The 18,418-nt window shown below is 70.5% G+C and carries 17 protein-coding genes; 4 read left to right on the top strand and 13 right to left on the bottom strand.

Translation table 11 applies throughout. The annotated features are described in order from the left end of the window. Position 1: 1 nt before the first annotated feature. The gene (locus EZ242_RS07665) at positions 2–979 is read right to left on the bottom strand and encodes a Bug family tripartite tricarboxylate transporter substrate binding protein (RefSeq protein ID WP_167784688.1); all 978 of its coding nucleotides are present in this window, start codon (positions 977–979) and stop codon (positions 2–4) included. Between the two features lie 127 nt (positions 980–1,106). Between EZ242_RS07665 and EZ242_RS07660 the strand changes: the two genes are divergently transcribed. After that, positions 1,107–2,015: a helix-turn-helix domain-containing protein gene (locus EZ242_RS07660; protein WP_167784687.1), complete on the top strand. Its 909-nt coding sequence runs from the start codon at positions 1,107–1,109 to the stop codon at positions 2,013–2,015. Between the two features lie 49 nt (positions 2,016–2,064). Here the strand turns inward: EZ242_RS07660 and EZ242_RS07655 are convergent, their stop codons facing one another. The 10 genes from EZ242_RS07655 to EZ242_RS07610 form a co-directional block, all read right to left on the bottom strand. Further along, the gene (locus EZ242_RS07655) at positions 2,065–2,412 is read right to left on the bottom strand and encodes a hypothetical protein (RefSeq protein ID WP_135284546.1); all 348 of its coding nucleotides are present in this window, start codon (positions 2,410–2,412) and stop codon (positions 2,065–2,067) included. A gap of 133 nt (positions 2,413–2,545) precedes the next feature. Then, positions 2,546–3,823, bottom strand: a complete 1,278-nt coding sequence (gene boxA, locus EZ242_RS07650; protein ID WP_135284545.1) for a benzoyl-CoA 2,3-epoxidase subunit BoxA — start codon at positions 3,821–3,823, stop codon at positions 2,546–2,548. A 5-nt stretch (positions 3,824–3,828) separates the two neighbouring features. Next, positions 3,829–5,259, bottom strand: coding sequence for a benzoyl-CoA 2,3-epoxidase subunit BoxB (gene boxB / locus EZ242_RS07645; RefSeq protein WP_135284544.1), 1,431 nt, complete (start codon positions 5,257–5,259; stop codon positions 3,829–3,831). Between the two features lie 198 nt (positions 5,260–5,457). Beyond that, positions 5,458–5,790 carry a HigA family addiction module antitoxin gene (locus tag EZ242_RS07640; RefSeq protein ID WP_135284543.1) on the bottom strand — a complete coding sequence of 111 codons (333 nt, stop codon included), beginning with the start codon at positions 5,788–5,790 and terminating at the stop codon, positions 5,458–5,460. Between the two features lie 19 nt (positions 5,791–5,809). Further along, positions 5,810–6,091 (bottom strand): type II toxin-antitoxin system RelE/ParE family toxin, encoded by a 282-nt coding sequence (locus EZ242_RS07635; RefSeq protein WP_205960617.1) that lies wholly within the window; start codon positions 6,089–6,091, stop codon positions 5,810–5,812. 60 nt (positions 6,092–6,151) lie between these two features. Next, positions 6,152–7,375 (bottom strand): alpha-hydroxy acid oxidase, encoded by a 1,224-nt coding sequence (locus EZ242_RS07630; protein ID WP_135284542.1) that lies wholly within the window; start codon positions 7,373–7,375, stop codon positions 6,152–6,154. 65 nt (positions 7,376–7,440) lie between these two features. Continuing rightward, positions 7,441–8,124, bottom strand: a complete 684-nt coding sequence (locus tag EZ242_RS07625) for a Vgb family protein (RefSeq protein WP_135284541.1) — start codon at positions 8,122–8,124, stop codon at positions 7,441–7,443. Positions 8,125–8,172: 48 nt separating this feature from the next. Next, positions 8,173–9,426 (bottom strand): helix-turn-helix domain-containing protein, encoded by a 1,254-nt coding sequence (locus EZ242_RS07620; protein ID WP_135284540.1) that lies wholly within the window; start codon positions 9,424–9,426, stop codon positions 8,173–8,175. 252 nt (positions 9,427–9,678) lie between these two features. Continuing rightward, complete coding sequence (locus EZ242_RS07615) at positions 9,679–10,680, bottom strand: Bug family tripartite tricarboxylate transporter substrate binding protein (RefSeq protein ID WP_135284539.1); 1,002 nt, start codon at positions 10,678–10,680, stop codon at positions 9,679–9,681. Positions 10,681–10,825: 145 nt separating this feature from the next. Beyond that, a complete protein-coding gene (locus EZ242_RS07610; protein ID WP_135284538.1) occupies positions 10,826–11,722 on the bottom strand; it encodes a LysR family transcriptional regulator in 897 nt (298 codons plus the stop codon). A 145-nt stretch (positions 11,723–11,867) separates the two neighbouring features. Between EZ242_RS07610 and EZ242_RS07605 the strand changes: the two genes are divergently transcribed. Together EZ242_RS07605 and EZ242_RS07600 are read left to right on the top strand one after the other, a co-directional pair. Beyond that, positions 11,868–13,226: an aromatic ring-hydroxylating oxygenase subunit alpha gene (locus EZ242_RS07605; protein ID WP_135284537.1), complete on the top strand. Its 1,359-nt coding sequence runs from the start codon at positions 11,868–11,870 to the stop codon at positions 13,224–13,226. Further along, a complete protein-coding gene (locus EZ242_RS07600; RefSeq protein ID WP_135284536.1) occupies positions 13,223–13,726 on the top strand; it encodes an aromatic-ring-hydroxylating dioxygenase subunit beta in 504 nt (167 codons plus the stop codon). Before EZ242_RS07605 ends, EZ242_RS07600 begins: the two co-directional genes overlap by 4 nt. A gap of 117 nt (positions 13,727–13,843) precedes the next feature. Here the strand turns inward: EZ242_RS07600 and EZ242_RS07595 are convergent, their stop codons facing one another. Both EZ242_RS07595 and EZ242_RS07590 read right to left on the bottom strand, forming a co-directional pair. After that, positions 13,844–14,992, bottom strand: coding sequence for an alpha/beta hydrolase family protein (locus tag EZ242_RS07595; RefSeq protein ID WP_135284535.1), 1,149 nt, complete (start codon positions 14,990–14,992; stop codon positions 13,844–13,846). 40 nt (positions 14,993–15,032) lie between these two features. Beyond that, entirely contained in the window at positions 15,033–15,932 is a 900-nt protein-coding gene (locus EZ242_RS07590; RefSeq protein ID WP_205960616.1) for a LysR family transcriptional regulator, read from the bottom strand. 87 nt (positions 15,933–16,019) lie between these two features. On the opposite strand from EZ242_RS07590, the gene EZ242_RS07585 reads away from it, so the two are divergent. Then, the gene (locus EZ242_RS07585) at positions 16,020–18,272 is read left to right on the top strand and encodes a thiamine pyrophosphate-dependent enzyme (protein WP_135284534.1); all 2,253 of its coding nucleotides are present in this window, start codon (positions 16,020–16,022) and stop codon (positions 18,270–18,272) included. Positions 18,273–18,418: the final 146 nt, after the last annotated feature.

Below are 18,418 nucleotides of genomic sequence, written 5' to 3'. Positions count from 1 at the left end.
GTCACTCCTCGGCGCTGAAGCCGGTGGCCTTGACGATGGGGCCCCAGCGCTGCAGGTCCGCGCGCACCATGCGCGCGAACTCCTCGGGCGACTGGTGCAGGGGCTGCAGGCCGTTCCTGCCCAGCGCCTCGACGAACTCGGGCGCCTGCATGGCCTCGCGCACCAGCGTGTTCAGGCGCTGCACGGTCTCGGCCGGCGTGCGGGCCGGAACGAACCAGCCGAGCCACTCCTGCACCGCGATGTCCTTGAAGCCCTGCTCGGCCATCGTCGGCACGTCGGGCAGGAAGGGCGAACGCTGTCCGCTGGAGACCGCCAGGGCGCGCAGTCGCCCCGAGCGCACGTGCGGCAGCACCTCGCCCAGCACGCTGATGCTCACGGGGATCTGCCCGCCCAGCACGTCCGCCAGGAGCGGCGCGCCGCCCTTGTACGGCACCGCCTGCAGCGGCACGCCCGAGGCCTTCTCCAGCATCATTCCCGTGAAGTGCAGCGCCGAGCCCGCGGCCGGGATGCCGTAGCTCGCCTGCTTCGGATTCGCCTTGGCCCACTTGAGGAAGTCGGCCAGCGTGCGGACCTCCGCCGGCAGGCCCGGCCCGGCCGTGAGCACGAAGGTGTAGGTGACGGTGCTGGTCACGGGGATGAAATCGGCCAGCGGGTCGTAGGTGAGCTTCCGGTACGTGTTGGGGTACAGCGCCATGGGCGAGCTCGGGATCTGCAGGATGGTGAGCCCGTCGGGGCTGGCGCGCTTGACGTGCTCGACGGCGATCCGCCCGCCCGCGCCCACCTTGGCCTCCACCAGCACGTTGGCCGCGTACTTGCCGCGCAGCCGCTCGGCCAGGGGACGGGCCACCTGGTCGCCCATGCCGCCGGCGGGAAAGCCCGAGAAGATGAACGCGTTGCCGGAGGCCTGGGCGGCGGCCGTGCGGGTGATGCCGAAGGCGCCGACGGCGGCGGCCGCGGCGACGAACTGTCTCCTGTCCATGGTCTTGTCTCCTGGTGGTCGCTGGGTGCCGCGCATGGTGCGCGAGCCCGGCGCCGCCTGCCAGGGACGGATCGTGCGACGACGGGTAGTTTTCCGGCATCAGCGTGCAGGCGCAGAATACGCCGCCGTGAAACCCACCGATGCGCCGCTGCTGCTCGTTCCGTTCCGGGAGGTGCGCCACTTCCAGCCGGACGACTGCCTGCACTACGAGATGGTGGCAGTGCGCGCGCAGGTGCTGGACTGGACGATTCCGGCCCACCGGCACGAGGGGCTGCATCAGTTCCAGTGGCTGGAGCACGGTGCGATCTCGGGCACGGTCGATGGCCACCCCCTGGAGGCCGTGGCCCCGTCGCTGCTGGTGCTGGCGCCGGGGACGGTGCACGGCTTTCGCTACAGCCCCGGCGCGACCGGGCACCAGGTCACGCTGCCGAGCGCCACGCTGCTGCAGCTGCTGGGCGGATCGAACCTCGCGGACAGCGGCCTCGCCACCTCGTTCGTGCTGCCGTCCCCAGCCTGCGACCCGGCGGTGTTCGGGCCCCTGTTCGCGAGCATCGGCGAGGAGTTCCGCGAGCAGCGGCCCGGCCGCGTGCACGCCCTGCTGGCCTGCGCCACGCTGCTGGCGGTGCAGTGCCTGCGGCGGCGCGACCAGCAGGGCGGTGAAGGCACCCGACGGGGCGTGCGCGACACGCTGGTGCAGCGCTACCTCGCGCTGGTCGAGGCGCACTACCGGGGCCAGCACTCGCTGGCCTTCTTCGCCGAGGCGTTGCAGGTGACGCCCGACCACCTGAGCCGAAGCTGCCGCAAGGTGTCGGGCCTGTCGGCGCAGCAGATGCTGCACGAGCGGTTGATGCTGGAGGCGCGGCGCCTGCTCGCCTACACACCCATGCCGGTGGCCGAGGTGGCGGCGCAGCTGGGCTACGACGACGCGGCGTACTTCAGCAAATTCTTTGCAAGGCAGGTCGGGCAGACGCCGTCGAGGTACCGCGAGCTGGTGGCGGCAGGCGTCCGAGGGGCTGAGGGGAAGCCGGCGGGCTGAGGCAGCCCTCCCCGGCGGGGAGGGCCTTGATCAATGCGAAACGCCCAGCTTAGTTGCGGTCGGCGCGCATCCCCGCGCGCTGGTCGGCGCCGAGCTGCGTGTCGGCGCCGGCGCCCATGCGCTGCTCGTCCCGCATGGTGCCGGCGGCACCGGCGCGGCGGGTGTCGTCCACCAGGGGAACGCGGTTGCGAGCGGGGTTGCCCACGTCCACGTCCACGCCCGGCACGGCGTTGGTGGCCGAGCCGGCGCTGGTGCGGGTGTCCACGTCCACGGCGGGGACGCCGCGGGAGATCTCGGCCGGCGTCGTGCGCGAGTCCGGGTTGGGGCTCGTGACCTGGGCCTGGGCGAGCGGAGCGATGGCCAGCAGGGCGGCGGCAGCGGTAAGGTGGAATTTCATGGTCATCTCCTTGTTTGAGTGACGCCATGGTGGTGGGCCCGGCCCGGGGCAGGGGTCGGCCCAGGAGAGACGCTCGTGTGGGGTGCGGACTGACGGTGGCGTGAGCCACCGCCGGTTCGCAGTGCAGGCCGCTTCAGTACGTCTCGAGGTGCAGCCGGCCGTCGCGCCGCAGGCCCTGCCCGATGGCCTCCCAGTCCATGCCCGCCTCCTGCGCGATCTCGCGCAGGGTCAGCACCACGCCCTCCTCCATGGCCTTGAGGCCGCAGACGAAGAAACAGGCGTCGGGGTCGGCCAGCAGGGGCGCGAGGTCGGCGGCGCGCTCGCGCATGAGGTCCTGCACGTAACGCTTGGGCTGGCCGGGCACGCGGCTGAAGGCCAGGTTCACGTCGATGAAGTCCTTGGGCAGGCGCTGCAGCGGGCCGAAGTACGGCAGCTCCTCGGGCGTGCGGGCGCCGAAGAACAGCATGAGCTTGCCGCTCTCGAACTTGCCGCTCGCGCGCAGGCGACGGCGCCATTCGGTCATGGCGCGCATGGGGGCCGAGCCGGTGCCCGTGCAGATCATCACGATGTGGCTGCGCGGGTGGTTGGGCATCAGGAAGCTGGCGCCGAAGGGCCCCGTGACCTGGACCTTGTCGCCGACCCTCAGGTCGCACATGTAGTTGCTGGCGACGCCGCGCACGGGCTTGCCGTCGTGGTCCTCCAGCACGCGCTTGATGGTCAGCGACAGGTTGTTGTAGCCGGCCCGCTCGCCGTTGCGCGGGCTGGCCACGCTGTACTGGCGCGGGAAGTGCGCGCGCCCGTTGCCATCCACCCCCGGCGGCACGATGCCGATGCTCTGGCCCTCCAGCACCGGGAAGGGCGTGTGGCCGAAGTCCAGCACGACGTGGTGCGTGTCGTAATCACGCCCCACCTCCGTCACGCGGACATTGCCGGTGACGGTGGCGGTGACGAAGGGCTCGGCCGCCTTGGGTCCGTAGAGGTTGGTGAAGGCATGCGCGGCGGACCAGGGCGGCACCGTGGCGCCGTAGGCGGCGCTTCGGAACGGCTGCTCCATGGCCGAGGCGGACAGCGGCATCTCCTGCGGCTCGGCCAGGGCGACGTCGGCCGCCGAGGCACCGGCGGCGGCCAGTTCGGCCTCGCTCAGCTCGGGCGGCAGCTCGTCCCAGCCGAGCTGCGCCTCCAGCGAGTAGGCCTGCACCCGCGGCACGTTGCGCCAGTTGTCGATGCTGCCCGTGGGACAGGGCGGCACGCAGGCCATGCAGTAGTTGCACTTGTCCGGATCGACCACGTAGTTGCGCGAATCGTGCGTGATCGCACCCACGGGGCACGTGGCCTCGCAGGTGTTGCAGCGGATGCAGATCTCCGGGTCGATCAGGTGCTGCTTGAGCAGCGTGATCTCGGACTGGTCCATGCTTGTCAGCCGAAACGCACGTATTCGAAATTCACCGGCTGCCGGTTGATGCCCATGGCCGGCGGGGAAATCCAGTTGGCGAACTTGCCCGGCTCCACCACGCGGCCCATGAGGCTGCCGACGAAAGCGCGGTCCTCGTCGGTGGGCAACCACTCGCCGACCTTGGCGTTCCACTCGGCCTCGCTCACCACGCGGCCCTCGGGCGAGACCTTCAGGCCCGCGAGGCCGCCGATGTTGCGGTGGAAGGCCTTGTGCGGGACCTTCAGGCGGAAGGGGATGCCGGCCTTTTCGATGACCTTGTTCCAGCGCTCGACGCCGCCGACGCTGTCCTTGATGTAGTCGTCGCGCAGCACTTCGTTGAGCGCGTTGAGCATGGGCACGTCGCGCTCGACGAGCTGGCCGTCCCGGGCCTGCAGCACGCGGTAGGTCTGGCCCTTGAGCTGGTGGTCGTCGTTGCGCTTGCCTTCGTCGAAGCGGCCCTTGAGGCCCGAGGAATAGAACAGCGCGGCGTTGCTCGACTCGTCGGCGCCGAAGAGGTCGATGGTGACGCTGAAGTGGAAGTTGAGGTAGCGCTGCATGGTGGGCAGGTCGATCACGCCGGCCTCGCGCAGCTTCTTCGGGTCGTCGGTCTTGAGCTCGTTCATCACCTGGCAGGTGCGCTGGATGATCCGGCTGATCCCGCTTTCGCCCACGAACATGTGGTGCGCTTCCTCGGTCAGCATGAACTTGGTGGTGCGCGCGAGCGGATCGAAGGCGCTCTCGGCCAGCGCGGACAGCTGGAACTTGCCGTCGCGGTCCGTGAAGTAGGTGAACATGAAGAAGGACAGCCAGTCCGGCGTGGGCTCGTTGAAGGCCTCGAGGATGCGCGGGTTGTCCGCCTGGCCGCTGCGCCGCTCCAGCAACGCCTCGCCTTCCTCGCGGCCGTCGCGGCCGAAGTACTTGTGCAGCAGGTAGACCATGGCCCAGAGGTGGCGCCCCTCTTCCACGTTGACCTGGAACAGGTTGCGCAGATCGTACTGGCTGGGCGCCGTGAGGCCCAGGTGGCGCTGCTGCTCCACCGAGGCGGGCTCGGTATCCCCCTGGGTGACGATGATGCGGCGCAGGTTGGCGCGGTATTCGCCGGGCACGTCCTGCCAGGCCTTCTCGCCCAGGTGGTCGCCGAAGTGGATCTTGCGCTCGGCGTCGCCCGGGTTCAGGAAAATGCCCCAGCGGTAGTCGGGCATCTTCACGTAATCGAATTGCGCCCAGCCCTGCGGGTCCACGCTCACGGCGGTGCGCAGGTACACGTCGAAATTCTGCGAACCCTCGGGGCCCACGTCCTGCCACCACTGCAGGTAGTTCGGCTGCCACTGCTCGAGGGCGCGCTGCAGGGTGCGGTCCTCGCTCAGGTTCACGTTGTTGGGGATCTTCTCGCTGTAGTTGATGGACGAGGACATCGCGGCGTCTCCTGAATTAAATCGCATGCACAGGGTGAGTGGCATGCATCATAGTGCAGGCGACCGGGATCGGGCAAGCGGGGCAGTTCCCGGAAGTCCTACTGGGGAATAGGTCTCTTTGCCAGACCCACGCCCCGCCGTGGCAGCGGAACACATGCAATAAACCTCATGCCCGGATGGTACCCCGCCAAGGTCGAGTCACACGGCCTGCCCGTGTCCGGCCTCGAACATGGGCAGGCGCTTGATCTTCCTGATCCGCGGAGCCGCTTCCTTCCGGGCGGCCGACAAGTCGAAGGCGGCCTGCTGGGCGAGCCAGGCAGCCGCGGATCCGCCGCGCTCCGTTCCGAGCCATTGCTCCAGGCGCAGGGCCATTTCGGGTGAGATCGCGGCGCGCCCGTTCAGGACGCGAGACAGCGCCGCACGGGTGACCTGAAGCGCCTCAGCCGCGGCGGTCACACTGAGGCCAAGCGCAGGCAGCACGTCATCGCGCAAGGTTTCGCCGGGATGCGGGGGGTTGAACTGCATAGACATGGTGAAACTCCGGAATGCCTCAGTGGTAGTCCTCGTAATCGAGCAGGATCGCGTCGGCTCCTTCGAACGTGAAGGTCAGGCGCCAGTTCCCGTTGACGGAAACCGAAAAACGCCCCGCCTGGTCGCCCTTCAGACCGTGGAGGCCAAAGCCGGGCAGGTTCATGTCCTCGGCCCTTGAGGACGCATTCAGGCGCGCCAGAAGTCGACTCAGCTTGCTCGCGTGCGCCGCCTGGATGCCCGCCTTCGAACCGGTGTGGAAGAACGTTTCCAGCCCTTTGTGTCTGAAGGATTTGATCGGCACGCCCGAAGTGTATAGCGTACCTATACGCTGCACAAGGTGGGTTTCGTTCGAATGGCTCCATCAAACCCGCCTGATCAATCCCGGCCCCAGCTCATCCAGCGAAGCCGCCCCCAACAGCCCCATGGCGTCGAAGGCCTCCTGGCCGAGGATCTCCAGCGCCCGCTGCACGCCCGCTTCACCGCCCGCGCACAGGCCGTAGAGCGGGGCTCGGGCAACCCAGGCGGAGGTGGCGCCCAGGGCCAGGGCCTTGAGCAGGTCGGTGCCGCGCCGCACCCCGCCGGCGAGGTGGATCGGCACGCGGCCGCGCGCGATCCCGACCGCCTCGGCAAGGAGGTCCAGCGGCGCGATGGTCTGGTCGAGCTGCCTGCCGCCATGGCTGCTCAGGACGATGCCGTCCACCCCCGCATCGACGGCGCGGCGCACGTCCTCGGGATGCAGCAGGCCCTTGAGCAGAAAGGGGCGTGGCCAGCGCAGGCGGATGCGCTCGACCAAACGCCAGTCCAGCGACTCGGGCTGCTGCTCGCGGATCCAGTGCGCGGTCTCGAAGAAGCCCCGGCGCTCGCGCGGCACGAAGTCGATCACGTTGCGGAACACCGGAAGGCCCCGCTTGCGCAGCAGCGTCGCGGCGATCCAGCGTGGATGCAGGGCGGCGTCCAGCACGGTGGCGGCGCTGGGCCGCGCAGGGCCCGCGCGGGTACGCCGGGACCATTCGCGGTTGCCGAAGATCTGCGCATTGGTGGTGAGCACCAGGGCTTCGCAGCCGCAGGCGTCGGCGCGCTGCACCAGCGACTGCCAGACCTCCTCGCCCCCGAAGACGTACAGCTGCCACCAGTGGCGCAGGCCCGGCGTGCGGGCCACGTCTTCCATGCGGTCGTTGGACATGGTGCTCTGCACGTAGGGGACGCCGGCCGCGGCGGCGGCCCGCGCCAGCATCAGGTCGCCGCCTTCGCGGAAAAGCCCGTTCAGCCCCGTGGGCGCGATGACCAGCGGCAGCGCGCTGCGCCGTCCCAGCAGCTCGCACGCGAGGCTGCGCGCGGACACGTCCACCAGCTGGCGCGGCATGAATCGCCAGTCGCCGAAGGCCAGGCGGTCCCGCGCGAGGCTGGCCTCCTCCTCGGCACCGCCCTCCAGGTACTCGAGGACGAAGCGCGGCATGCGACGGTGCGCCATGGCCCGCAGGTCCTCCACGGCCACCGCCCGGCGCAGGTCCGCGCCGGTGTAGTAGCGCCGGCGCGGCGAGCCGGCAAGCTGCGCGATGCGGGTGTGGCGAAGGGGGTCTCCCATGGGGCGTGCAGGGCGGAACCGACGGGCCCAGTCTGCCCCGGCGCGGCGCCGCGCGGGGCGGGGTGTTACGGGTGTTTGCGTGCGGACGGGGGCTTTCTCACCACCCGCACCTTGCCGCTCGCGCCACCTCCGCAATAGAACAGGCCCTCCCCGTCCGACTCCAGGCCACTCACGCCGGTGCCGGCCGGCATGGCCAGGCGCTGCAGCACGGCGCCGTCCCGCGGATCGAGCTGGCGGATCTCGCTGTCCTCGCCTTCCCAGGTGCCGTGCCAGAGCGAACCGTCCACCCAGGTGACGCCGGTGACGAAACGATCCGACTCGATGGTGCGCAGGACGGCGCCGGTGTCGGGATCCACCTGGTGGATGCGGCGGTCGCGGTACTGGCCGACCCACAGACTGCCCTCGGCCCAGGCCAGGCCGGAGTCGCCCCCCTTGCCCGGTGCGGGGATCGAGGCCACCACGCGGCCGGTGGACGGTTCGATCCGGTCGATGCGCGCCTCGGCGATCTGATAGAGGTAGCGCCCGTCGAAAGCCGTACCGGCGTCGCAGGCACACGGGAGTTCACCCGTGGGCCGCCCGGTGGCCGGGTCGATGGCGATCAGCCTCTCGCCCGTGGCGGCCCAGACCTGCCGGCCGTCGTGCGTGATGCCGTGGATGCGTTCGGCGCCCTCGAAAGGACCCCATTCCTGGACCACCTGCGCCGCCGTGACGGCGGGTGCGGCGGGGGTGTCTGCGCTGGCGAGTGTCATGCTGGCTCCTTGGATTGGGGGCGCCACAGCGGCGCCGCAGTCGCCTTTCTACGCAGGCGGCAGCGAAGCGGGGAGTAACAAGATCGTCGTGAAACCCGCCAGCGGCGGCGCCAGCCAGCGCTGGGCGCGGGCCCGGCCCAGTGAACGCACGCGGCCGGCGGCTTCGAGGTCCGCCAGCGCCCGTTGCACGCTGCGCTGGCTCGCGCCCAGTGCCAGCGCCAGCGACGAGGTGGACCAGGCCGCACCGTCGGACAGCAGTGCGAGCAGCGCGTCGGGGTCGCCCTCCACCGGCGGCAGCAGCACCGCGATCTGCTGGCCGCCACGGGGCCGCAGCGTGAACCCAGCGGACGTCGCCTCGATGCCGACGAGGCCAGCCACCAGCAGCCGCAGGCGGCCGATCTCGACGCGCAGCCGTGCGCGGTGCGTCTCGTCCGGGTGCCGGGTGCGAAAGGCCACCTCGATCAACTCCCGGCGGCCCGCCTCCTGCGGCCAGGATCGCGCGAGCACAAGCGCCAGGGCGAACAGCACGGGTCGCCTCGCCAGCGGCACCCACGCAGCTCCGGCGCGCAGTCCGCGCCGGCAGGCATCCAGGACCACGGCGCCCGACTCCAGGAGCGCGGCGACCTCGCCCAGGCGAAGCGCGTGCTCGTCCCCCTCGCGCAGGCAGCGCGCGGCGGGGTCGTCCAGGGCGCTGCGTGCCTGCGCGACCTCCGCGATGAGCTCCGGCAGCCGGGACGCTTCGGCCGCCGCTTGCGCGCGGGCGATCGCCTCCTGCGCGGCGCCGATGCGCAGGCGGCGCAGGGCCAGCTCGGCGGCGCCGAGCGCCGCGACGGCCGCGAGCGCAGGAGGGACGTGCAGGTCGGATGGGGCGGAGGCGTCGGCCGCGGCGCCGCCGGTGTCGAGCGTGCCAAGGGCCGCTTCGGCCTCGTCCAGTCGGCCAAGCAGCAAGAGCCGCCGCAACGCGATCAGCCGCGCCTGGAGCGCATTGACCTTGTCACCCGCCGCCTGCAGCGTGGCGCCTGCCGCTGCCAGCTCAGTAGACGGTGCGAGTTCGCGCTGCGCCAGCGCAATCTCGGCCTCGGCCACCACGCAGCGCGCACAGGCCAGGGCCTCGTGCCGCCCGAAGCCCCGCGCCGCCTCGCGCAGGAGTTCGCGCGCGCGACCATGCTCGCCGAGCCGCGCCATGGCAACACCCCGCAGCGCGAGCGCCGGCGGATCGCCGCGCAGCGCCACGCGCTTGAGAGCACCGAGGGTGTCGCCACCCGCAAGGGCACGCGCTGCGGCGACGATGAGGGAGTCCATGCGCGCGAGCTTAGCGGTGGCCGATCGCACGGCATGACATGCGGGCCCCAACCGTTCGGGCTCTCAACAAACAAACAGCGAATCCACGGACTCCGTCGGGTCCCACCGTTCGGGCTGAGCTTGTCGAAGCCCATCGCGCGAGACTCACCACGCGAGCCCTTCGACAGGCTCAGGGCGAACGGATGTGTTTGATCGGCATGCCGTTCATCGAGGCCTTGGCCGCGGCAAGGAGAAGCGTGCCGATTGCCAGGCTCAGTTCACCTTCACGTTGGCCTTGGTGATGACGTCGTTCCAGACCTTGGTGTCGGCCGCGATGCGGTTGGTGAGGCCCTCGGGCGCCGTGCCCACCGGTTGCCAGCCCTGCTCGAAGAGGCGCTGGCGCACCTCGGGCAGGCGCAGGATCTCGGTGATCTCGCGCGACAGGCGCTGCGCGATCGGGCGCGGCATGCTGGCCGGGGCGATGGCGGCGGTCCACAGCTCGGCGCTGAAGCCGGGCATGTTGCCGGCCTCGGCGATGGACGGCACCTCGGGCGCGAGCGTGGAGCGCGAGGGCGAGGTGATGCCCAGCAGCTTTACCTTGCCGGCGCGGGCCTGCGCCAGGGCGCCGGAAGGGGCCATGAAGCCGGACTGGATCTGCCCACCCAGGATCGCGCTGGTCACCGCCGGGAAGCCCTGGTAGGGCACGTGCAGCGCCTCGATGCCGGCGCGGTTGGCGAACAGCTCCATGGTCAGGTGCGAGCCCGAGCCCACGCCGATGGAGCCGTAGGTGACGGACCCCGGCTTGGCCTTGGCCATGGCGATGAAGTCCTTGAGGTTGTCCGCCGGCACCTGCGTGCCGGTGACCAGCACCAGCGGGCTGGTGGCCGTGAGCGACAAGGGCTGGATGTCCTTCTTCACGTCGTACGGCAGGTTGGGATACAGCTTGGGCGCGGTGGTGAGCGGCCCGTTGGTGGTGATGCCGAAGGTGTGGTTGTCGCGGGCCTTGGCGACCAGGTCCACGCCGATGTTGCCGCCGGCGCCCGGCCGGTTCTCGATGATGACCGGCTGGCCCAGGCGCTGTGACAGCGGATCGGAGATGGCGCGCGCGACCAGGTCGGGCGAGGTGCCGGCCGGGTAGCCGACGATCAGCTTCACCACTTGGCGCGGCCAGCCGCTGCCTTCGCCTTGCTGGGCAAGGGCCGGCAGCGCGACCGCCGACAGGCAGGCGATGGCAGCGAGCGTGGCGCGGCGGGTGAATCCTTGGGCTTGGCGCATGAAGAAGTCTCCTGGAATGCGGGTGATGCTCGAAGCGTGCCGGCAGGGAGCCGGACCGCTCACGGAAGCACCGAGCCTACCAGCCCCCCGCGCGCCGGACACCCGGGGAAGTGCCCAGCCAGCTTTCTCGATCAGGCAAAAGTGCTCACGCGCCCTGCGTCAGCCGGACCGGCAGTTCGCTGCGCAGCCAGCTCACCAGCGCGGCCACGGCGCGGCTGTCGGCCCGGGTCTGCGGCACCAGCGCCTTGAGCGTGAACACCGGCGCGCGCCAGGCCGGCAGCAGCGGCTGCAGCAGCCCCTCGGCCGTCGCGCTGGCGGGCAGGAATCCGGACAGGGCGGTGATGCCCAGGCCTTCGATCGCGCCGCGCAGCAGCAGCTGGCCGTCGTTGCTGGCCAGGCGCGGCGAGAGCTCCACCGACACAGTGCCCTCCGGGCCTTCGAAGGACCAGGCATTGCCCATGGGCTGGTAGTTGAGGATGTCGTGGCCCAGCAGGTCGCGCGGGTGGCGTGGCGTGCCGCGCTTTCGGAGGTACCGCGGCGCGGCGACTATCACGCGCTCCAGCGCGGCCAGCGGATGCTCGGCCACGGCGGCATAGCTCAGCGGCGACATGGTGAGCGCAAGGTCGTAGCCCTCCTCCAGCGGATTGACGGGGCGGTCGAAGGCGGCGACCTCCAGGGCCAGTTCCGGGTGCTTCTTCTGGAAGCGCAGCAGCAGGTCGCCGAGCACCAGCGCCGAGAAGGTGGAGGGCACCTTGATCCGCAGCCGCCCCTGCAGCCGTGCCGGCGCCTGCCCCATGGCCGAGAGCAGGCCCTCGGCCTCGCCCAGCAGGCGCTCGACGGCGGCCAGGTGCTGCCGGCCTTCCTCGGTGAGCTGCAGGCCGCGGGTGGAACGGTTGAAGAGCCGCGCCTTCACGCGGTGCTCGAGCTGGCCGATGCGCTTGGTCACCACCGACGTGGCCACGTCGAGCTGGCGGGCGGCGGCCGAGAAGCTGCCGGCGCGGGCGGTGAGCGCGAAGGCGCGGAGGTTGTCGAGGGTGTCCATGGTGAAGGATCTGGCGCTGGTGTCCTGAAAGCCGGCGCAAGGCCGGCCTTTCTCGGTTCGCGAAAGCCATCCGCGCGACGGTGGGGATTGTGCCGCCGGGGCCGCGGGACGAGACTTGGCGGTTCACGCCCAGCCGAGGAGTCCCATGCCTGCTGCCACCGAATCGCCCGCCGCCCGGTGGGTCGACGACCGCCCCGAGGAGGGTGTCTTCCGCATCCACCGCGAAACCTTCACCAGCGCCGAGATCTTCGAGCTGGAGATGCGCCACGTCTTCGAATCCACCTGGGTGTTCGTCGGCCTGGAAAGCCAGGTTCGCAATCCGCACGACTATGTGACGACGTACATCGGCCGCCAGCCGGTGGTGCTCTCGCGCGCGGCCGACGGCAGCCTGCACTGCTTCTTCAACTCCTGCCGGCACCGCGGCGCCATTGTGGCGCCGCAGCGCGCCGGCACGCGCAAGCTGCACGTGTGCCGCTATCACGGCTGGACCTATGACAGTGCCGGGCGCAACGTGGCCGTGTCCCAGGAGCGCGACGGCCAGTACCGGCCCGAGTTCGGGCAGATGTCGCACGACCTGCAGCCGGTGGCACGCCTGGGCAGCTACCGCGGCTTCGTGTTCGCCAGCCTCTCGCCCGACGTGCCCACGCTCCAGGAGCACCTGGGCGACGCGCGGCGGCTGCTGGACATCGTGGCCGACCAGGGCCCGCAGGGCATGGAGTACGTGCCGGGCGAGGTGCGCTACACCTTCGGCGCCAACTGGAAGTTCCAGTTCGAGAACGGGCTGGACTTCTACCACTTCGCCAGCACGCACGCGGGCTACGTGGACGTGCTGAACCACCGCATGAAGAGCGGACAGATGCCCGTGCCCCGCACCTACGAGGACGAGGCCACGCCCGAGGCCGTGGGCAGCTACACCTTCGCGCACGGGCATGCGCTGATGTATGCCATCCGCAAGCAGGGACGCGTGCACGTGCGCCCCATCGCGGAGGACCCGGCCAGCCGCGCCGAGGTGCAGTCGCGGGTCGGCCCCGACGACTACAAGTGGATGCTGCGCCAGCGCAACCTCACCATCTTCCCCAACCTGCAGGTGGTGGACATCAGCTCGCTGCAGCTGCGCGTGTGGCGCCCGCTCGCGCCCGACCTCACCGAGATGGAGTCGCACTGCCTGGCGCCCGTCGGCGAGAGCGACGAGGCGCGCGAGATGCGCATCCGCCACTATGAGGACTTCTTCAATCCCACCGGGCTCGGAAGCTCCGACGACAACGTGATCTACGAGTACTGCCAGGCCGGCTACGCCGCCACGTCGGCCGGCGAGACGCAGGGCTACCTGCGCGGCATGGCGCCCGCGGCGCCCCGCGATCCGTACGCACAGGAGCTGCGCATCCAGCCCGATGGCTGGGCCTACGGCCCGGTGAGCTTCGGCGACGAGACCTGCCTGCAGGCCGGCTGGCGCGAGTGGAAGCGCCTGATGGACCGGGGTTTGGCGAAGGGAGCCGCGCGATGAACCGCACGGAAGCCCACTTCATCGCCCAGGACCACCTCGCGCGCGAGGGCCTGCTGCTGGACCGCCTGGACTGGGACGCCTGGCTGGACCTGTACCGCGAGGACGCGGTTTACTGGGTGCCCGGCTGGATCGACGAGGACACGCTCACCACCGACGTGCGCCGGCAGGTCTCGCTGGTGTGGCATACGCGGCGTGACGAGCTGCTCGACCGGGTGGTGCGCATCCGCTCGCGCAAGTCGGTCACGGCCATGCCGCTTCCGCGCACCACGCACAGCACGAGCAACGTGCTGGTGGAGTCGGCCGAGCCGGGCCGCATCGTGGCGGCCGCGTCCTTCATCGTGCATGAGCACCATCCGCGCCTGCGCCGCAACGACGTGCTGTTCGGGCGCTATGAATTCGAGATCGTGCAGGAGGCCGGCGACGCGTGGCGGTATGCGCGCAAGAAGACCATCCTGCAGAACGACCTGATTCCGACCTTGGTGGACTTCTACAACATTTGAAGCGGACGCCCCCTCCCCCTCTGGGGGAGGGTCGGGGTGGGGGCTGCGCGCGCCGACCACGCCACTTCCCGCGCGGCCCCCATCCCGGCCTTCCCCCAGAGGGGGAAGGAGTGAACACTACAAGCCCAGCATCCAGCCGGCCATCTCGTCCGCCACCTGCTCCACCAGCTGCGGCTGCCCCGCCAGGTAGTGGTTGCCCCCCACCACGTCCACGTTGCGGATGCGCGCGCCGCCCGCTTCCAGCCACGCCTCGCGCGTGCTCGGGAAGGTGGACTGGTCCGCGGTGTACGTGAACAGCAGCACCGGAACGCTCGTGCGCGCGAGGTTGTCCGGGCCGTCGGCGCGGCTGTGCGGTGACCACTGCGAAAGAAAGGCGGTGAGCGAGGTGATGCGGCCCATCTGGCTGGCCGCGTAGTTCACCGCCCGCGCTCCGGCGGCGCCGCTGCCCCAGACGCTTCCGACCGCGCGGTCGTTGGCATCGAGCGAGAGATCCAGGCAGCGCGGGTCGGCATGCGTGCGGTGGATGATGAAGGTCTGGTCGCGCGGGCTGCCCGGCGCCTTCAGGCTGCGAAGCAGCGCGAGGCGCTCGTGCACCCAGCGGTCGATGCGTCCGAGCCGCGCTTCCTGCGCCGCGTCGAAGCGCGCGAGGAACTCCGCCGAGTACGGCGGGCCGTTGGCCGGGTCGTACATGTCCAGCGCGGGGTCGACCGACAGCGGGTCATGTTCGTCGGTGACGGACGGATCGATCCAGCGGCGCATGAGGCGTGAGCGGCCCTCGTGCGCGCCGCACAGCGCCAGGCCCTGGACGGGCGGCAGGTCGCCCGCAACCAGGTTGGCCGGGTCGCCGTCCAGCAGCGTGTCGATGGTGAGTTCCTCGGCCTGCGCCTGGTAGAGCGCGGCCAGCGCCGCGCCGCCGGAATTGCCGATCAGCACCACCTTCTCGTAGCCCTGCCCGCGCAGGAATTTCACGCCGGCGCCCAAGTCCTGGATGGCGCGCTCCATGACGAGGAGCGTGTCGTTGCCGGCATAGCGCGTGTTCAGGCCCATGCAGGCCACGCCCCGGCGCGCCAATGGCTCGATGAGGTAGTGGCCCATGAAGTTGCTCGTGGGGTGCATGACGATGGCGGCCACCTTCTTCGGGCCGGCCGGCTGCATCCAGGCGCCGTAGATGCGCGGTCGCAGCAGGGCCAGGCCCGACTGGCTTTCCATGGCGGCGCCGGGTTTGACGTCGATGACGACGAGTTCGAGCGGGCGGGGCGATGCCATCGCGGGGGTCCTCCGGGTTGCGGTCGAAAAAGGGGGATTGTCAGCGTTTGCGCCGGAAAACCTGCTCGATGACCTCGCGCAGCCACCGGTGCCCGGGCTCGGCCTCGAAGCGGCGGCTCCAGTGCAGCGAGACGGTGAAGTCGCGCAGGGGGAACTCGGGCTCGACGATGGCGTGGCCCTCGCCGAAGCCCTCGGCGATGTCGCGCGGCACCAGCGCCGCGAGGTCGCTGGACTGCACGATGGCCGGCAGCACCAGGAAGTGCTCGGTCACCAGGCGCAGGCGCTCCTCCAGCTCCAGCAGTTGCAGGATGCGGCGCGTGTCGGTGTGGGTGCGCACGGCCACGAAGTCCAGTTCGCCCAGCGCCGCGAGCTGGGCCTTCGCGCTGCGGCGGCGGCGCAGGAAGGGATGGTCGCGCCGCAGCACCAGCACGTAGCGGTCGTCCAGCAGCGCCAGCCGCTGGCTGTCCTTGACCATGGGCAGGAAGCCGAAAGCGAAGTCGATGCGGCCGGCGTGCAGGGCGTCGGAGATCTCGTCGCGCGGCCAGGGCCGCACCTCCACCCGCACGCCGGGCGCCTGCTCGCGCAGGGCGGCCATCAGCGGGGGCAGGAAGCGGCTTTCGCCGATGTCGCTCATGTGCAGCTGGAAGGTGCGGCGCGAGCGCAGCGGCTCGAACTCGCGCGAGTCGGCCAGGGCCCCCTCCAGCGTGGCCAGCGCCTGGCGCACCGGCTCGGCCAGGCGCTCGGCGCGCGGTGTGGGCTGCACGCCACCGGGCGCGCGCATGAAGAGCGGATCGTTCAGCAGGCCGCGCAGGCGCGTGAGGCCCTGGCTGGCCGCGGGCTGGGTCAGGTCGAGCTGCTCGGCGGCGCGGCTGACGCTGCGGTGACGGTGCACGGCGTCGAAGAGCCGCAGCAGGTTGAGGTCGATCTCGTTGATATGCACGATTCTTATCTCGCTTAGTCGGATCATTTTATTGATTGATGACGCCGCGCAGCCGACACTCCGGCGATTCAGACCGGGAGACAAGCCGTGGAAGTTTCATTCAGCCGCGAGATCGAGGCGCTGCGCAAGGGGGAGGGCGAGACCTTCCACGGCGAAGGCATCCTCGCCATCACCAAAGGGCTGCTGCAGTCCGGCGTGGCCTACGTGGGCGGCTACCAGGGCGCGCCGGTGTCGCACCTGCTGGACGTGATGGTCCAGGCCAAGCCCTACATGGACGAGCTCGGCGTGCACGTGGAGGCCTGCTCCAACGAGGCGTCCGCGGCCGCCATGCTGGGCGCCTCCATCCACTACCCGCTGCGCGGGGCCGTGACCTGGAAGTCCATCGTCGGCACCAACGTCGCCTCGGACGCGCTGTCCAACCTGTCCTCGCCCGGCGTGGTGGGCGGCGCGCTGATCGTGGTGGGCGAGGACTACGGCGAGGGCGCCTCGGTGATCCAGGAGCGCACGCATGCGTTCGCGCTCAAGTCCACCATGTGCCTGCTGGACCCGCGACCCGACCTGCCGGTGATGGTGGACATGGTGGAGCACGCCTTCCGCCTCTCGGAGGCCTCCAACATGCCGGCCATCCTGGAGCTGCGCATCCGCGCATGCCACGTGCGCGGCAGCTTCAAGACCCGCGACAACCAGCCGCCCGCGGTGTCCACGCGCCAGCTCATGGCCAACCCGGCCAAGTTCGACTACATGCGCCTGGCGCACCCGCCGGTCACCTTCCCGCACGAGAAGCTCAAGCACGAGAAACGCATCCCCGCCGCGCGGCGCTACATCCTGGAGAACCAGCTCAACGAGCTGATGGATGGTGAGCATGCGGACCTGGGCATCATCGTCCAGGGCGGCCTGTACAACGCGCTGCTGCGCAGCCTGCAGGAGCTGGGCCTGGCCAACGCCTTCGGCGAAAGCGACATCCCGCTGCTGGTGCTCAACGTCACCTACCCGCTGGTGCCCGAGCAGGTGGCGGACTTCTGCGTGGGCAAGCGCGCGGTGATCGTGGTGGAGGAAGGCCAGCCGGAGTACATCGAGCAGGAGATCGCCACGCTGCTTCGGCGCAGGGACATCCAGACGCGGCTGCACGGCAAGGACCTGCTGCCGCAGGGCGGGGAGTACAGCGTGGAGGTGCTGGCGACAGCGATGCTGGGATTTGCGCAGCAGTATCTCGGGGGAGGGGCTTCGACAGGCTCAGCCCGAACGGATATCAACTCCGTTCGCCCTGTGCCAAGCCCCTCCGTTCACCCTGAGCCTGTCGAAGGGCGCCGCCCACCCTCCTCCCTCACCCAGGCCCGCCAATGGCTCGACGCCATCGGCCAGCGCCGCAGCACCGTCGCCGCCACCCTGGACAAGCCCCTCCCCGCCCGCCCGCCCAGCTTCTGCGTCGGCTGCCCCGAGCGCCCGGTGTTCGCGGCGCTCAAGCTCGCGCAGCAGGACATCGGCCCCGTCCACGTGGCCGCGGACATCGGTTGCCACGCGCTGGGCACCTTCGAGCCTTTCCACACCGGGCACTCCATCCTCGGCTACGGCATGAGCCTGGCGAGCCGCGCGGGCGTCTCGCCCATGATGCAGCGGCGCACCCTGGCCATCATGGGCGACGGCGGCTTCTGGCACAACGGCCTGCTCACGGGCGTGCAGTCGGCCCTCTTCAACGGCGACGACGCGGTGCTGCTGATCTTCAAGAACGGCTACTCATCGGCCACCGGCACGCAGGAGATCATCTCCACGCCGCAGGACCAGGCGCGGGCAGCGGCTGCCGACAAGGGGCAGAGCCTGGTGCACACCAACCAGACCATCGAATCCACGCTCAAGGGCCTGGGCGTGCAGTGGCTGCGCACCGTGCACACCTACGAGGTGAGCACCATGCGCGAGACGCTCAAGGAGGCCTTCACCTCGCCCTTCGACGGGCTGAAGGTGATCGTGGCCGAGGGCGAGTGCCAGCTGGAGCGCCAGCGCCGCATCAAGCCCTGGATCTCCAGCCTCCTGAAGAAGGGCAAGCGCGTGGTGCGCGTGAAGTACGGCGTGGACGAGGACGTGTGCAACGGCGACCACGCCTGCATCCGCCTCTCGGGCTGTCCCACGCTCACGCTCAAGGACAACCCCGATCCGCTGAAGGTCGACCCGGTGGCCACGGTCATCGACGGCTGCGTGGGCTGCGGCCTGTGCGGCGCCAACGCGCACGCCGCCACGCTGTGCCCGAGCTTCTACCGCGCCGAGGTGATCCAGAACCCCAAGTGGCACGAGCGGCTATGGGCCGGCGTGCGCAGCGGCATCGTCCGCGCACTCCAGCCGGCGTAAATGACCCCCCCGAAGCGCCTTCGGCGCGTCCCCCTCAGGGGGCGCCACCAGCGGCCCGGCAAAGCCGGTTCCGCGGTGACCCTGGCCTGTTCATCGGCGCTCCCATTCCTCGCCCTCTGAGCCCGACTACAAACCCGAAGGATGAC

Source organism: Ramlibacter rhizophilus (assembly GCF_004681965.1).
Classification (GTDB): domain Bacteria; phylum Pseudomonadota; class Gammaproteobacteria; order Burkholderiales; family Burkholderiaceae_C; genus Ramlibacter; species Ramlibacter rhizophilus.
The sequence above is the reverse complement of the archived record's forward strand: the minus strand, read 5'-3'. Positions and strand labels throughout refer to the sequence as shown.

What these genes read in the sequence shown, in the direction of transcription:
- EZ242_RS07665 (WP_167784688.1), bottom strand. Translation starts at nt 979, where the DNA reads ATGGACAGGAGACAGTTCGTCGCCGCGGCCGCCGCCGTCGGCGCCTTC.
- EZ242_RS07655 (WP_135284546.1), bottom strand. Translation starts at nt 2,412, where the DNA reads ATGAAATTCCACCTTACCGCTGCCGCCGCCCTGCTGGCCATCGCTCCG.
- boxA (WP_135284545.1), bottom strand. Translation starts at nt 3,823, where the DNA reads ATGGACCAGTCCGAGATCACGCTGCTCAAGCAGCACCTGATCGACCCG.
- boxB (WP_135284544.1), bottom strand. Translation starts at nt 5,259, where the DNA reads ATGTCCTCGTCCATCAACTACAGCGAGAAGATCCCCAACAACGTGAAC.
- EZ242_RS07640 (WP_135284543.1), bottom strand. Translation starts at nt 5,790, where the DNA reads ATGTCTATGCAGTTCAACCCCCCGCATCCCGGCGAAACCTTGCGCGAT.
- EZ242_RS07630 (WP_135284542.1), bottom strand. Translation starts at nt 7,375, where the DNA reads ATGGGAGACCCCCTTCGCCACACCCGCATCGCGCAGCTTGCCGGCTCG.
- EZ242_RS07625 (WP_135284541.1), bottom strand. Translation starts at nt 8,124, where the DNA reads ATGACACTCGCCAGCGCAGACACCCCCGCCGCACCCGCCGTCACGGCG.
- EZ242_RS07620 (WP_135284540.1), bottom strand. Translation starts at nt 9,426, where the DNA reads ATGGACTCCCTCATCGTCGCCGCAGCGCGTGCCCTTGCGGGTGGCGAC.
- EZ242_RS07615 (WP_135284539.1), bottom strand. Translation starts at nt 10,680, where the DNA reads ATGCGCCAAGCCCAAGGATTCACCCGCCGCGCCACGCTCGCTGCCATC.
- EZ242_RS07610 (WP_135284538.1), bottom strand. Translation starts at nt 11,722, where the DNA reads ATGGACACCCTCGACAACCTCCGCGCCTTCGCGCTCACCGCCCGCGCC.
- EZ242_RS07605 (WP_135284537.1), top strand. Translation starts at nt 11,868, where the DNA reads ATGCCTGCTGCCACCGAATCGCCCGCCGCCCGGTGGGTCGACGACCGC.
- EZ242_RS07600 (WP_135284536.1), top strand. Translation starts at nt 13,223, where the DNA reads ATGAACCGCACGGAAGCCCACTTCATCGCCCAGGACCACCTCGCGCGC.
- EZ242_RS07595 (WP_135284535.1), bottom strand. Translation starts at nt 14,992, where the DNA reads ATGGCATCGCCCCGCCCGCTCGAACTCGTCGTCATCGACGTCAAACCC.